General features: G+C 43.5%; 13 protein-coding genes. 9 read left to right on the top strand and 4 right to left on the bottom strand.

Annotated elements, in window-relative coordinates:
- Positions 1 to 85: 85 nt before the first annotated feature.
- From HYN46_RS08520 to dnaX, 3 genes are all read left to right on the top strand, one after another.
- Positions 86 to 1,360, top strand: coding sequence for a serine hydrolase domain-containing protein (locus HYN46_RS08520; RefSeq protein ID WP_228254778.1), 1,275 nt, complete (start codon positions 86 to 88; stop codon positions 1,358 to 1,360).
- On the top strand, positions 1,357 to 1,905 hold the full coding sequence (locus tag HYN46_RS08515; RefSeq protein WP_114898986.1) for a 3'-5' exonuclease family protein: 549 nt from the start codon (positions 1,357 to 1,359) through the stop codon (positions 1,903 to 1,905). The genes HYN46_RS08520 and HYN46_RS08515 overlap by 4 nt, the downstream gene beginning before the upstream one ends.
- Before the next feature lie 203 nt (positions 1,906 to 2,108).
- Complete coding sequence (dnaX, locus tag HYN46_RS08510; protein ID WP_114898985.1) at positions 2,109 to 4,190, top strand: DNA polymerase III subunit gamma/tau; 2,082 nt, start codon at positions 2,109 to 2,111, stop codon at positions 4,188 to 4,190.
- Here dnaX and HYN46_RS08505 read toward each other — a convergent pair.
- The 3 genes from HYN46_RS08505 to HYN46_RS08495 all read right to left on the bottom strand — a co-directional run bounded on the left by HYN46_RS08505 (position 4,179) and on the right by HYN46_RS08495 (position 6,432).
- Positions 4,179 to 4,721: a GNAT family N-acetyltransferase gene (locus HYN46_RS08505; protein WP_114898984.1), complete on the bottom strand. Its 543-nt coding sequence runs from the start codon at positions 4,719 to 4,721 to the stop codon at positions 4,179 to 4,181. The two genes, dnaX and HYN46_RS08505, sit on opposite strands and share 12 nt — an antisense overlap.
- 77 nt (positions 4,722 to 4,798) lie before the next feature.
- Positions 4,799 to 5,245 carry an acyl-CoA thioesterase gene (locus tag HYN46_RS08500; protein ID WP_114898983.1) on the bottom strand — a complete coding sequence of 149 codons (447 nt, stop codon included), beginning with the start codon at positions 5,243 to 5,245 and terminating at the stop codon, positions 4,799 to 4,801.
- On the bottom strand, positions 5,242 to 6,432 hold the full coding sequence (locus tag HYN46_RS08495; protein WP_114898982.1) for an iron-containing alcohol dehydrogenase: 1,191 nt from the start codon (positions 6,430 to 6,432) through the stop codon (positions 5,242 to 5,244). Before HYN46_RS08495 ends, HYN46_RS08500 begins: the two co-directional genes overlap by 4 nt.
- A gap of 303 nt (positions 6,433 to 6,735) precedes the next feature.
- On the opposite strand from HYN46_RS08495, the gene hpt reads away from it, so the two are divergent.
- From hpt to HYN46_RS08465, 6 genes are all read left to right on the top strand, one after another.
- On the top strand, positions 6,736 to 7,299 hold the full coding sequence (hpt, locus tag HYN46_RS08490; RefSeq protein ID WP_228254777.1) for a hypoxanthine phosphoribosyltransferase: 564 nt from the start codon (positions 6,736 to 6,738) through the stop codon (positions 7,297 to 7,299).
- A gap of 223 nt (positions 7,300 to 7,522) precedes the next feature.
- Positions 7,523 to 8,023, top strand: coding sequence for a low molecular weight protein-tyrosine-phosphatase (locus HYN46_RS08485; protein WP_114898980.1), 501 nt, complete (start codon positions 7,523 to 7,525; stop codon positions 8,021 to 8,023).
- Positions 8,020 to 9,066, top strand: a complete 1,047-nt coding sequence (gene murB / locus HYN46_RS08480; RefSeq protein WP_114898979.1) for a UDP-N-acetylmuramate dehydrogenase — start codon at positions 8,020 to 8,022, stop codon at positions 9,064 to 9,066. Before HYN46_RS08485 ends, murB begins: the two co-directional genes overlap by 4 nt.
- Entirely contained in the window at positions 9,053 to 10,105 is a 1,053-nt protein-coding gene (locus HYN46_RS08475; RefSeq protein ID WP_114898978.1) for a YdcF family protein, read from the top strand. Before murB ends, HYN46_RS08475 begins: the two co-directional genes overlap by 14 nt.
- 65 nt (positions 10,106 to 10,170) lie before the next feature.
- Positions 10,171 to 11,352 carry an alpha/beta hydrolase gene (locus HYN46_RS08470; protein WP_228254776.1) on the top strand — a complete coding sequence of 394 codons (1,182 nt, stop codon included), beginning with the start codon at positions 10,171 to 10,173 and terminating at the stop codon, positions 11,350 to 11,352.
- A gap of 68 nt (positions 11,353 to 11,420) precedes the next feature.
- Positions 11,421 to 11,810 (top strand): acyl-CoA thioesterase, encoded by a 390-nt coding sequence (locus HYN46_RS08465; RefSeq protein ID WP_114898977.1) that lies wholly within the window; start codon positions 11,421 to 11,423, stop codon positions 11,808 to 11,810.
- A gap of 110 nt (positions 11,811 to 11,920) precedes the next feature.
- On the opposite strand, the gene HYN46_RS08460 is transcribed toward HYN46_RS08465, so the two are convergent.
- Positions 11,921 to 13,627 (bottom strand): proline--tRNA ligase, encoded by a 1,707-nt coding sequence (locus tag HYN46_RS08460; protein ID WP_114898976.1) that lies wholly within the window; start codon positions 13,625 to 13,627, stop codon positions 11,921 to 11,923.
- Positions 13,628 to 13,878 lie beyond the last annotated feature (251 nt).

The raw sequence follows: 13,878 nt of genomic DNA, 5'->3' as shown, positions 1-13,878 counted from the left end.
TATTAGGCTTATTAACTATAAAAATGCAATAACTATTAATAAAGACGTTAGATCGCAAAGATATTTAATACAGGAATAATAATCCATGGAGATCCTTAACCTCATTCAGCAGTTACGCGGACAAACCGAATATGTGGTTAATGGATCGTGTACGCCAGAATTTGAACCGTTGATGCAAGCGTTGCGTCAGGTCATCCCTCTGAATCGCAAAGGCGGTGTGGCATTAGCCGTCTATTTTCGTGGGGAGTTGGTTGCTGATTTATGGATGGGATTACAGCAAGGTGCGACATTGTGGCAAGAGGATACCTTAAGTCTTTCATATTCAACGGGCAAAGGAGTGCTCGCAACGCTTGTTCATATCCTCGTTGATAAAGGCTATCTGGATTACGATCGTCCTGTTCGTGAGTATTGGCCAGAATTTGGAATTTTAGGTAAGGAAAATATTACCTTACGCCATTTATTGTCTCATTCCTCAGGACTTTATGATATCCGCCACGTCATCCATTCTGCTGAAATGATGCTGGATTGGGATGCGATGCTTAAAGCCTATGAACAAGCGATACCCCGATTTGAGCCTAACTCTGCAAGCGCATATCAAGCATTGAGTTTCGGCTGGTTAGTGGGTGGTGTCATTGAAAAAGTAATGCAAGAGCCGCTCGCAGTGACTTTCGAGCGAGAACTGGTTGAACCCCTTGGACTGACTGGAGAAGCGTATTTCGGTACGCCGGATACGGAGCTTGAGCGGGTTGCGCGACCATATCGCAAGCCGCCAGCAACACACTCAAATCCCCCAGAAAATTCCAAGCCGCGTTCTAAGGCACCGCCAACGCTGACAGCAACACAGAGTATCTTAAAATTCTTTGGACAAGATCCTTTAGATGTCAGAGATGCACTGGTTCCCAAAAAGATGGGGCAATTTGATTTGTTTAGTGATGATGCCCTGCAAGCCTGTATGCCTGCGTTCAATGGCGTATTCAGCGCTCGAGCATTAGCAAAGATATATGCAGTGCTTGCCGCGGGTGGTGAGTTTGAAGGCAAATCCTATCTTTCGCAAAAAACGATGAGTCAACTAGCAACGATTCAACATCGCCGTCGTGATCGCGTCATGCCAATTTCGATGAGTTGGCGTCTCGGGTACCATCGTGTAATCACGATGGGCAAACGTGTTCCGAATGGTTTTGGTCATATGGGGTATAACGGTTCAGGTGCATGGTGCGATCCTGATCGAGAGCTGAGTATTGCATTTGTCACAAGTTATAGCATGGATTCTATGGGTGGAGACCCTCGATTCTGGTGGCTCAGTCAACGGACATTGCAATTGGCAGATAAAGTGATTAATGGTCGTCGAGGTTGGTTATGAGTTTAGAAAATATCCCTCATCGACCTATTTTTATTGATTGTGAAGCTTCAAGTCTATCGGCACGATCATTTCCGATCGAGGTGGCATGGGGCTCAGAATTAGGGAAAATAGAAAGTTACTTAATTAATCCGAGTGATATTAAAGAATGGGTGGATTGGAGTGAAGATTCGCAAAGAATCCATGGTATTAGTCTTAAGCAACTATTTGAAGATGGTGTTGACCCCCATTGGTTATGCCAACGCATGAATGAAAGTCTTGCGGGTCAGGTGCTTTATAGTGATGTTCCTCGTTATGATTTGCGCTGGATACAAGCTTTATTCACGGCGTGTGGTCAAAGCATGACCTTTGTGGTTGGGGATGCCATATGGCTCATGATCCGTTTGATGTCGCAAGATGTTTTAGCCGCTCCAGATGTATTTGATGAGCCCTTATTCGATATTTTAGAGACAACAAAAAAAGAGTTAGGACGACAACATCGTGCTGCCTGGGATGTTGAATATTTATTGCATTGCTGGGAAAAGGTGAATGCAGCAACAGCAGAATGAATTTATGATTGAGCATTAAGACGTTTAAAACGGATTTTGGACATTGCTTTTGTTGTGTCAAAAATTAAAACGTGCGTGTTTACCCTTGTTAAATTAGTTATCCTAGACTTATGTTAAAATTTACGGTGCGACAAGCATCCACCTGAATCGATTTGATGATCGTTTTTTATTATTCTCCCCCGTGTTTTTAGTTGGAAGTCTGCATGTATCAAGTTTTAGCGCGTAAGTATCGTCCTCGCAATTTTGCGGAATTGGTAGGGCAGACGCATGTATCGCGTGCACTAGGCAGCGCACTTGAGCGTGGTCGATTACATCATGCTTACTTATTTACGGGTACACGGGGGGTTGGTAAAACAACGATTGCACGTATTTTATCGAAATGCCTAAATTGTGAGACGGGCATTACTGCGACACCCTGTGGTGTATGTGGAACTTGCCGGGCAATCGATGAAGGTCGATTTATTGATCTGATTGAAATTGATGCTGCATCTCGTACTAAAGTCGAAGATACACGTGAGCTACTGGATAATGTCCCTTATGCACCCACTCAGGGGCGTTATAAGGTTTATTTGATCGACGAAGTTCATATGCTGTCGACACATAGTTTTAATGCCCTGCTTAAAACACTAGAGGAGCCCCCTGAGCACGTTAAGTTTTTGTTGGCGACAACGGATCCCCAGAAATTGCCGGTGACGGTTTTATCCCGTTGTTTGCAATTTACGTTGAGACCACTGCCACGACAGGAAATTCATGATCACCTGGCACAGGTACTGGGTAAAGAGCAAATTGCATTTGATGATGCTGCACTTTGGTTGTTGGCAGAATCCGCACAAGGGTCACTTCGTGATGCCATGTCGTTGACCGATCAAGCGATTGCTTATGGACAAGGCAGTGTACAGGGCGCTGATGTGCAAACCATGCTGGGTCTGCTCGATCGTAGCCAAGTTGCACATTTATTACAGGCCATTCATCAAGGGCAGGGTGATCGCGTTGCAAAGATACTATTTGATCTAACCCAACAAGCTGTGGATGTGAGTGCTGTACTTGATCAGTTGATCACTCTCTTGCATCAAGTTGCACTTGCTCAGTTATTGCCTAAACAAGCCGATATCGGAACACCACTTGAAGCAGAAATTCTGCATCAATTGGCTTCGAGTCTAGATCGTCAAGATGTGCAATTGTATTATCAGATTGCACTGCAAGGGCGTGCGGATTTGAAGCTCGCAGTGACGGCTCAACAAGGCTTTGAGATGTGTGTTTTGCGTTTACTTGCTTTTAGACCATTGGCTGTGACCGAGACCGTAGTCATAAAGCAAAACCACGAGTCTTCTGGTCTTGGGTCTGATCATATTCATGCGCATCAAACCACTCAACCAGAGCGTTTAGAGTCAAATGATGATGTTGAACTAAAAAAAAACAGTGAAGTAATTCCATCGAGTGTTATTCATCACCCTATTGCGGAATCCAGTCCTGTCATTGTTGAACCCGCTGAAGAAACATTTCTTCAGGTGCATGAGTTGCCTGCATCAGTGAGCTCAGATAGCATTGATCATGAAGAGCAAGTTGAGCTATCTGCTGAGAGGATTGATGCACATGATGCTGAATATGCCGATCAATCGTTTTTAGCAAGCCAAGATGATCATGTCGAAGATAGGGTTGATGATGAACAGATTTTAAATTCTGCCCATGAGATCCTAACAACAGATACATCAGTCGACGATCAAATTGAGTTTGTTGAGCGTGGAAAGAGTATCGTTGTCGATGAGCTGCTCCATGTACCACTTGAGGAGAGTACCACTTCGGTACAGGCTGCAACAACCATTTACCAGTCAGGTGATTTGAATCCTTTTGAAATTCTGGCTCATCCCGTTGCTGAGTTATCTGGTGAGTGGACAGCTGAAAAATGGGAATATTGGCTTCGCGAACGAGCGCTTGTTGGAAAGTTGTTTGGCGGGGTCTTAAGTCTAGGTCAGCACGGATTGATGCGGGGTGCAATTGGCGGCGCTATTGAGTTTGTAATCGCAGCTGAACATCGTGTTTTAACCGCTGAAATGCGTCATGGACTGCTCGAAGCATTGAAAGAAGACTGGCCACAAACTCAGCTTGAAATTACCAATGTTACTCCAGATGAGATTACCCCTGTACAGCGTAAAGAATTACGAATTAAACAAGCGCAAATTAAAGCACGCGAGCTGCTTGTCATTGACCCAGTTGTTGCGCCACTTCTAACTGAGTTTGAGGGCGAGATTATTGAGCTGGTGATGAAAGAGGGTTTAGCTGGATAATGTTCTCAGGGCCACGACTTTTTCGAGTACTTCTATCCTCAGGTTATTTTGTTTAGGCAAACCAACACCTGCAGATAAGGGATAGTCCATACTCGTACCTGTCTTTTGATATCCGCGTCTAATATAAAAAGAGATTAATTCATGGCGCGCGGATAAGACTATCATTACAAATTTTTCAGCTGAGAAGTAGTCGATAGCAAACTGTTCAGCACGGTTGAGCATTTCTTTGCCTAACCCTGAATCTTGTGATGCTGGAGCCACTGCCAGCATGCCGATATAGCAATGATCATCTGTTTTTTCGATATGTACACAGGCATAAATTTTTGTATCATGAATGCCAACTAAAATAATCGAATCATTTTTTTGTATGATTTCAATAATCTGGTCATAGCTTGTGCGAGAACCTGAAATAAGGTTAGATTCATGTGTCCAACCTGCTTGATCAGACTTGGGGCGATAGGCTGCATTGACGAGAGTGGCGATTTCAAAAGCATCGGCAAGAGTAGCAATGCGAATTTTATCCAATTTCATAAATATGCTAAACCTTGACGATAATGCTCTTTATCCTCTGTCTGTAATTTCCAAAAAATGATCGGCATATCCTTAAATCACTCACTTTCCATCTTTAGAAGCAACGCTAGCTTTTCTCGCAAATCGGCTGGGATGGCTACAGGCTTACGCGACTCGCGATCAACAAAAACATGCACAAAGCGACCTTGCGCTGTGGTTGCATCTGCACCTTCATGAAAGATGCCAATTTCATAATAAACTGATGAGTGTCCAAGATGAGCAACGCGCAGGCCGCCTTCAAGCCGATCGGGAAATGCCACAGGTGAAAAGTAGCTGCAACCAGAGTCGACGACTAAACCAATGACATGACCGTGTTGGATATCAAGACCACCAAGTTCAATCAGGTAACGATTAACAATAGTATCAAAGTAACTGTAATACATGACATTGTTGACGTGTCCATAGATATCGTTATCCGCCCAACGGGTGGGAATATCGGTGTACCAGATGTAGTCTGCACGGATGTGGGGAGTGGCACGGGTCATGAATAGGCTGCCTGATAGATCGCAAGGGCATCAGCTTCAACCAGCGGACGCGGGTTATTGATAAGTAGTCTGGTTTGTTTCATGGCATCTGCAGCAAGTATGGGTAAGTGTTCAGGTGGAATCGCATGAATATCACCATGAGCGTCTTTAATTCGCATTTCGCTTAAGTTCTTTGGTAATCCACTGTGTTTAATATGTTGTTCCAGTCTTTGGATTAATTTCTCTGCAAGTTCATCGCTATTGCCGGTTACCGCAGGCTCAAGCGTGCGATAGAGCTCTGCATATAAATCTGTTGCATGTAACAAGTTGAATCTTAGCACAGGAATGAGGACTAATGCATTCGATAATCCATGTGGTATGTGATAGTGCCCACCTAATGGATACGCTAATGCGTGAACCGCTGCGACCGGTGAGTTCGCAAAAGCTTGTCCAGCCATCATGGCACCCAACAACATTTTTTCACGAGCGTTGATGTCGTGACCATGATGTACAGCAGTTTGTAGATGTTGATCTAAGAGTTTCAACGCTTCACGTGCAAGCATATCTGAATAGGGATTTTTTTTATGTTGACTAGTAAAAGCTTCAATGGCATGAACCATGGCATCTATACCCGTAGCGGCTGTTACCGCAGCGGGAAGGTCGAGTGTGAGCTCTGCATCAAGTATTGCAACATCCGCAAATAGAGTGGGTGAAACCACCCCCATTTTAGTTGTTTCGCCTGTCGTCACGATTGCAACAGCGGTGACTTCTGAACCTGTACCGGCTGTAGTCGGAATTTGAATGAGAGGGAGGCGTTTACCGATGATGTTGTTAACACCATAAATCTCTGAAATATTTTGAGATTGTGCAGGGTTTGCGAGGAGTGCAATAAGTTTTGCAACATCCATGGAGCTACCACCGCCATAACCAATGACACCATCAATGCCTTGTACTTTAGCGGACTCAGTTGCGTGGACAACAATATGTTCTGGTGGATCGGCCTGGACATCTGCACAGATTGTGACTTGAAGGCCTGCTTGTTCAAGGCTTTTAAGGGCATCTAAGTGCAGATTAAATTTGATGATGCCAGGGTCAGTCACGAAAAGCACATGCTTGATGCCGAGCTCAAGACAGATCGACCCAAGTGTATGTCTGCTAGCTGCTGCACAGACGATTTTACGAACCGTATCGAAGCTAAATCCTTGCATTATATAATTCCTGCAACTGGTTATATTCAGAGTATTTTCTATTCATGACTGACTGAAAATTATTGGTCTAATGTGTTATTGATTTTACAATGAAATTTGATCACTTTTTGTTGTATATTCTCATCATCAATAAGCAGAGCTACGCACCTCATCAAAGCTCACCATGGCATGTATATAAGAACGGTTTGAAGTTTGATACTGTGAAATGAGGACGTTAGCTGTTTGACTGATAGGGCCCAATCTAATAGTATTTCTTATTCCCCAAGCAAACCATTGCAAACTATGTCAAATCAATCCTCTTCCTTGAACGCATCTATCATTCCATCCGAGTTTACGAACCCTAATCTAGAAGTCTTATATACCGCTGAACAAATTAAGCAGCGAGTTATTCAACTGGGTCAGCAAATTAGCCAAGACTACGCTGGAAATAAAAATCTCGTATTAATCGGTATTTTAAAAGGTTCGTGTATCTTTATGGCAGACCTGATGAGGGCCGTGGACTTGGAGTTGATCATCGATTTCATGGCAGTATCTAGTTATAAAGATGGCACTGTATCATCGGGTGATATTGAAATTCTTAAAGATTTAACTCATCCTATCCGTGGTAAAGATGTCATTATTTGTGAAGACATCGTTGATACTGGGTTAACGTTATTTCGTCTAACTGAAATTTTGGGTTCGCGCGGTGCTAATAGCATTCGTGTCGCGACACTGCTTGATAAGCCCGAAACGCGGAAAAAAGAAATCAAAATTGATTACTGCGGTTTCCAAGTCCCCAATAAATTTGTGGTGGGCTGTGGTTTAGATGCGGCAGGACGTTATAGAAATCTACCTTTCATTGGTGTAGTGAAGAATCCCAGCCTATAAAACTGCGTGCTTAATCAGCTAAATAACGATTAAGCACACAATTCAGGACAAGCTGAAGCAATATAGTCACCGAATTTAACTGATCATCGTTATAAGATATATTGGCTTTGATCTCGTCGTTGGTGATCAATTTTTGTGATGAAATTCTTCCTATTGTCTGATTCTGTTATCCATTATTTTCAATAGCATACGTTTTTAAATATTATTAATAGGGTTGCAATGGATGACGGTTATTCCAAGTCGCGTGCTGTGTGTCTGTCTGGGAAATATCTGCCGTTCACCGACGGCTGAAGTGATTTTAAAAACGATTGCTAAGAGGAACGGGCTTCAATTAGCGGTGGATTCTGCGGGCACGAGTAATTATCACCCCAGTGTGTCACCTGATCGACGTAGCCAACACCATGCTTTGCAGCATGGTTATGATTTGTCTGCACTGAAAGCCAGACAAGTTCGCGATCAGGATTTCTTCGAATTTGATTTGATTCTAGCCATGGATCATGCCAATTTGTCAGATCTTCAGAATTGGCTCTTACGGATAGCACCGCAAATCAACAAAGGACACTCTATTGCTAAGTTAGCCCTGATGAGTGAGCATGATCCCATATATCCTTTGCAGTCAGTTCCAGATCCCTACTATGGTGAAGCACATGATTTTGAACGGGTGATTCATCATATTGAAAGCAGTGCATCCGCTTGGGTCCGCCATTGGAAAAAACAAACATGATCCAACAGATAACGTTGAATGAGAACTCACCGCTAGATCGTTTAAATACTTTACGTTTACCTTGTACGGCGCGCTTTGTCGCAGAAGTTTATAGTATCCGTGCCCTTTCAAATATTTTGCAATCCGTAACCGCTAAGCGTTTACCCCGGTTAATTTTAGGTGGTGGCAGTAATTTATTATTGCCAAATACATTGAATGCCTTGGTTATTCGTCCAATGCTTAAAGGAATTCGACTATTACGTACCGATGGTGACAGAGTCATTATTGAGGTTATGGCAGGGGAATCGTGGCATCAGTTGGTGATGGAAACGATTGCACGAGGTTGGTTTGGACTCGAAAACTTGGCACTCATTCCAGGCACTGTCGGTGCGGCGCCAGTTCAAAATATTGGGGCATACGGGGTTGAGATCGTTGATCGATTGTATTCTGTTCAAGCAATGGATCGCGCTGGGCAGTTGCATGATTTACGCCCTGAAGAGTGTCAGTTTGCATATAGAGATAGTCTGTTCAAGCAACAAGACGGCGAATGGGTCATCGTTTCAGTACGTTTTGCACTCAGCAAGAAGCCACAATTAGTGCTAGGGTATGGAGATGTCATTCAAGCCGCTGGTGAACATCCAACACCGTTATCAGTTGCAAATGCAATTATTCATATCCGTAGTCAAAAACTGCCAGACCCAAATAAAATCGCGAATGCAGGAAGTTTCTTTAAAAATCCATGCGTCTCAAAAAGTCAATTTGAGCGTCTTAAAGCTGAGTGGCCGCAGATTTCTGGTTATCCGCAGTCCGATGGTCAGGTGAAACTGGCCGCTGGCTGGCTTATTGATCAGGTGGGTTGGAAAGGACGAAGATTGGGCGGGATCGCTGGTTGTGTAGGAATGTATGAAAAGCAAGCTCTGGTACTTGTGAACTATGGTGGTGCCACATCTCATGATGTATTGGCATTGTCGATGGCAGTTCAGGCAGACGTTTGGTCACGCTTTTCTGTCAAGCTTGAGCGTGAACCTGTTGTACCAATCGGAGCATACGATGAGTCAGCCTGAAATTTCTAAGCCTACAGAAGTTTCGTCAGCGCCAGCTAAAAAGCGGCATGGTCGATTATTCCTACATGGATTTGGAAAAATGGTTGCGTGGCTCATATTACTGATTGTGATCCTGACTTTATTATCAACGACATCCTTCTTATCTGATTTTATTTTAAAAAATCTGAATAAAATTGATATCAAGGTCAATCCTATTGCAGCAGCAAGTCATCAAACCAGTGTTGCTATTTCAGATGATGCATCTGCATCCGACGTAAATGAAACAAAAGATCAGGTTCAATCTAAGACATTACTGCTCACATCAACGAAACAAAACGCTATTCTTGCAAATTCTAAAGAACTGACTCCTGACAAAAAGCCTCAATCTAAAACAGATTTGGCTAAAGAGCTCAGCCACGCAAGAACATTAGATGAAAAACGTAAGATTCAGCAATTGGCCGATGAGTCAATACTTGAGAAGGGGGCCGATCATCCAGAAACAAAGATTGATCTGACAAACTTGCCTCCTCAACCTGTTCTAGATGGATCAAAAAATACGGCTCAAGCAATCGTTGTGCTGGGCGGAGGGCTTACCCGTGATGATCAAGGTAATATTATTCCCAATATCTTTAGCCAACTCCGGTTATTACAAGCTATAAGTCAGCATCAAGCAACTCAGTTGCCGATATTTTTAAGTGGTGTAGAAGCGCCTTACATGCAAGCGTGGCTTAAAAGTAAGGGAGTCACAGCTCAATGGCTTGAGGCCCGCAGCATGAATACCTGTGAGAATGCCCGGTTTAGTGCATTAATGCTGCAGAAATTAGGTGGAGCTCCGCGTGTGGAGTTGGTCACCGATGAGTGGCATATTCCCCGAGCACGTTGGCTCTTCGCTATGAATGGGATTGAAACTGTTGCGGTGCCTGCACCTTTACCGGGTGATCCTGCACCATGGTGGCCTGATGCTCGGAACTTGACCCATACACGTCGAGCACTACATGAGCTTGTTGCATTTACCCGTGATCGTTGGTTTGGTGTTGTTGGGTGCCGAGAGGTGCCTTAGTGGATGTCGTACGGTACTTTCATGTATGCTAGGCTTGAGATGACGTGTAAAACTGGATGGATATCATGGCTGAGATCGCAAAATCAGTTAATCAAATAAATGAAGAAAACGCTGCATCCTTAAACCGTCCCACTACGAAAAATATTATGGATCGTTTGCGTGGAATTGAATCTAAAACTCAGGTTCAGAATATAAAGACCCCCCGCATTAAAATATCAAAACTCAAAAAAACTAAAGCTAAGGTGGGGAGTACGGTTGTTTTACCGGAAGCTTTTAGCGAGCGCCAGTTACCGGCTCCAGACCGTATAAAAACCGCGCGAGAATTACCGCCATTATCGCTCGATCTTAACGAAGACTCGGATTCGCTACGCGGCTATCGTGCTTTATATGCATTAGATCAGCTTTCTGCGATTCATCATCAAGGCTATCTTCGTGCGGGTGATCATAGAATTCATGTTCAGATTTTTAAACCACTCGGCAAAGCGATCGGAACCCTATGGTTACTGCATGGTTATTTAGAGCACTCGGCACTTTATCAACCGATGATTTCAGAGTTACTTTCGCAGAACTATGCAGTGCTGTCATTTGATCTTCCTGGTCATGGCCTTTCCTCTGGTGAAGAGACGGGTATAACTGATTTTTCAGTCTATCAATCTGTGTTAAAAGATATTCATCAATGGGTTACTGATCAGGGTACTAATGAACTGCCAAAACCTTGGCTAGGAGCTGGTCAGAGCACAGGCTGTGCGATTTGGATGGATCATGTCCTTAAGTCGTGTGCTAGAAAGCAGCCCCCAATTGTTGATCGTCTGTTGTTAATGTCTCCCTTAGTACGTCCTGCAAAAAGTGCATGGTGGCATAATCCAGTTGGTTTATCTTTAATTCGCAAAGTGAAGCGTAATATCCCACGCAGTTTTAGACGCAATAATAGCAACCCTGAGTTCCTGCGGTTTGTTCGCCTGCAAGATCCACTACAACCACGTGCAATGGCGATGAGTTGGATATTGGCATTGAGTCGCTGGATGCCGTATATGGAGCAGTTACCAGCCAGTCGTTTTCCAGTATGGTTGGTTCAAGGGGCACGTGATCAGACGGTAGATTGGCGATATAATAATAAATACGTGCATCGAAAATTTCGTACGAAAGTGACCCTCTTAATTGAAGATGCCTCTCATCAACTCATAAATGAATGTGCTGAGATTCGTGCACCCTTAACCTCATTAATTCCTGTTTTTTTGAAAGGTTAGCTTAAGAAAGTAACATTCAGCATCGACTAGGTGCTGTTTTTGTTCGTTTATACTATTTAGGAATATTTATGTTTAATATGACGGTTTTACCACGCTTCTATGAAACTGATGCGTTTGGTCATATCAATAATACAGTGATTGCAGGGTGGTTTGAGGCGGCACGTGAACCTGTTTTTCGAATTTTTACCCCTGAGCTGGATATCAAGAAACTGACTTTGATTTTGGCTCGTATTGAAATTGATTTTGTTGCTCAAACACACTATGGGCAAGAGGTGATTTTAAAAACAGGGATTGAACGTGTAGGAAACTCCTCATTTGTAGTCGTTCAAGAGGCATGGCAGAGTGATGTTTTAGTCGCAAAAGGAAAGGCCGTACAGGTTTATTTTGATTTTGATACACAGAAATCTGATCGAATTCCTGATGCATATCGTCAAAAGTTGGAGGCTTTAATTCCTTAATATTGTACGTTATAAAAGCTTTCGTATTGGGACAGTGAGTTTCTAAAGATGCGAGGCCAGCCTTCACTAGCCTCGCATTTCTCAGTTTTGGTCAATAGGGTATATGCGAATTAAGCTTTTAATAAGGCGAATAGCTCATCTTTCGTTAATTCACGTGCTTCGCTATCACGACGTCCGCGGTATTCAAATGTTCCAGCATCAAGCCCACGCTCACCAATAACAACGCGATGTGGAATACCAATCAGCTCAAGATCAGCGAATTTAACGCCTGGGCGCTCATTACGATCATCGAGAAGTACGTCGAGCCCAAGGGCAGTCAGTTCAGCATAGAGCTCTTCACTGGCAGCAACCGCTCGAGGAGATTTTGCTGGATTCATAGCGACAATCGCGACAGTAAACGGCGCAATCGCTTGTGGCCATAAGATCCCGCTATCATCGTAGTTTTGTTCTATTGCCGCTGCAACCACACGTGTTACACCAATCCCATAGCAACCCATGGTCACGACCAAAGGTTTACCATCTTCACCTAAAACCTTGCAGTTTAAGGCTTCAGAATACTTCTGTCCAAGTTGGAAAATATGACCCACTTCAATGCCGCGCTTAATGGTAAGTGTGCCTTGACCATCAGGTGAGGGATCACCTTCAACAACATTACGAATATCAACGATACGCGTAATCTGCGCATCACGGTCCCAATTGACACCTGTTGCGTGCTGATTTTCCGCATTTGCACCCGCAACAAAATCAGCAAGCACTGCCGCTGCACGGTCAACAAAGAGCGGAATAGGTAAACCGTGTACACCGATATAACCAATGCTTAGCCCAAGTGCCTTAATTTCTTCATCACTTGCGAAAGTGAGAGGAGAAGCTACTTCATCAATCTTCTCTGCTTTAATATCATTGAGGGTGTGATCACCGCGCAGTGCCAGTGCAACGAAAGTATGCTTGCCTGTTTCATCTGCAATGCCATGAACAATGAGGGTTTTAACCGTTTTGTCCTTAGTCACATTTAAAAATTGGCTTACTTCATCAATGGTCTTTTGATTCGGCGTATCAACCAATGTTAGCGCAACGCTGGCTGCTGGGCGTTCACCCGTACTGATAGCTTCAGCTTTCTCGATGTTGGCTGCAAAGCTTGAGAGATTAGAAAAGACGATATCATCTTCACCACTATCCGCAAGAACGTGGAACTCATGAGATGCAAAACCACCAATAGAGCCCGTATCGGCCTGAACTGCACGAAAGTTCAAACCTAATCTGGTAAAGATTCGGCTGTAGGTGTCATACATGACTTGATATGTTTCAGCTAAAGATTCACGTGTGGTATGAAACGAGTAGGCGTCTTTCATCAAAAATTCGCGAGAACGCATCACACCAAAGCGTGGGCGAATTTCATCACGAAACTTGGTCTGAATTTGATAAAAATTAACGGGCAACTGCTTATAGCTTTTTAGTGTTTCACGGGCAATATCTGTAATCACTTCTTCGTGTGTAGGTCCGAGTACAAATGGGCGGTCATGACGATCTTTAAAGCGCAAAAGCTCTGGACCATAAGCTTGGTAGCGCCCAGATTCTTGCCAGAGTTCAGCGGGTTGAGTGACTGGCATTTTTAACTCAAGTGCATGACTTGCGTTCATTTCTTCACGCACTATGTTTTCTACTTTTTGCAATACACGTAAGCCCAGCGGCATCCACGTGTATAAGCCAGATGCGAGTCTACGAATCAAACCTGCACGGAGCATCAGTTGATGGCTAATGACCTCTGCATCACTTGGCGTATCGCGCAATGTGGAGAAAAAAAACTGACTGGCGCGCATAAAACAATCCTTCAAACCGATTTCAATAGAGCATTTAAATTCAAGTGGCTATGTTAGGGGCAATCGAAAGCGAATAAAAGAGGATTTATGATTTTTAGGCACTAAAGCGAATTTTGAATCATTGAAGACACGAGAAATGTCGTTGAGCTTAAAAATACTCAAACAAAGTGTTAACTAGTTATCATTTTATTGTTAATATAGGTTGCAGTCGAATTTCATTCTAATTCATACATTTTTAAGTATGAGCGAGT

This window comes from Aquirhabdus parva (genome assembly GCF_003351745.1).
GTDB classification, from domain to species: Bacteria; Pseudomonadota; Gammaproteobacteria; order Pseudomonadales; family Moraxellaceae; genus Aquirhabdus; species Aquirhabdus parva.
Note: the sequence above shows the minus strand (reverse complement) of the source record. Positions and strands in the feature narration are given on the sequence as shown.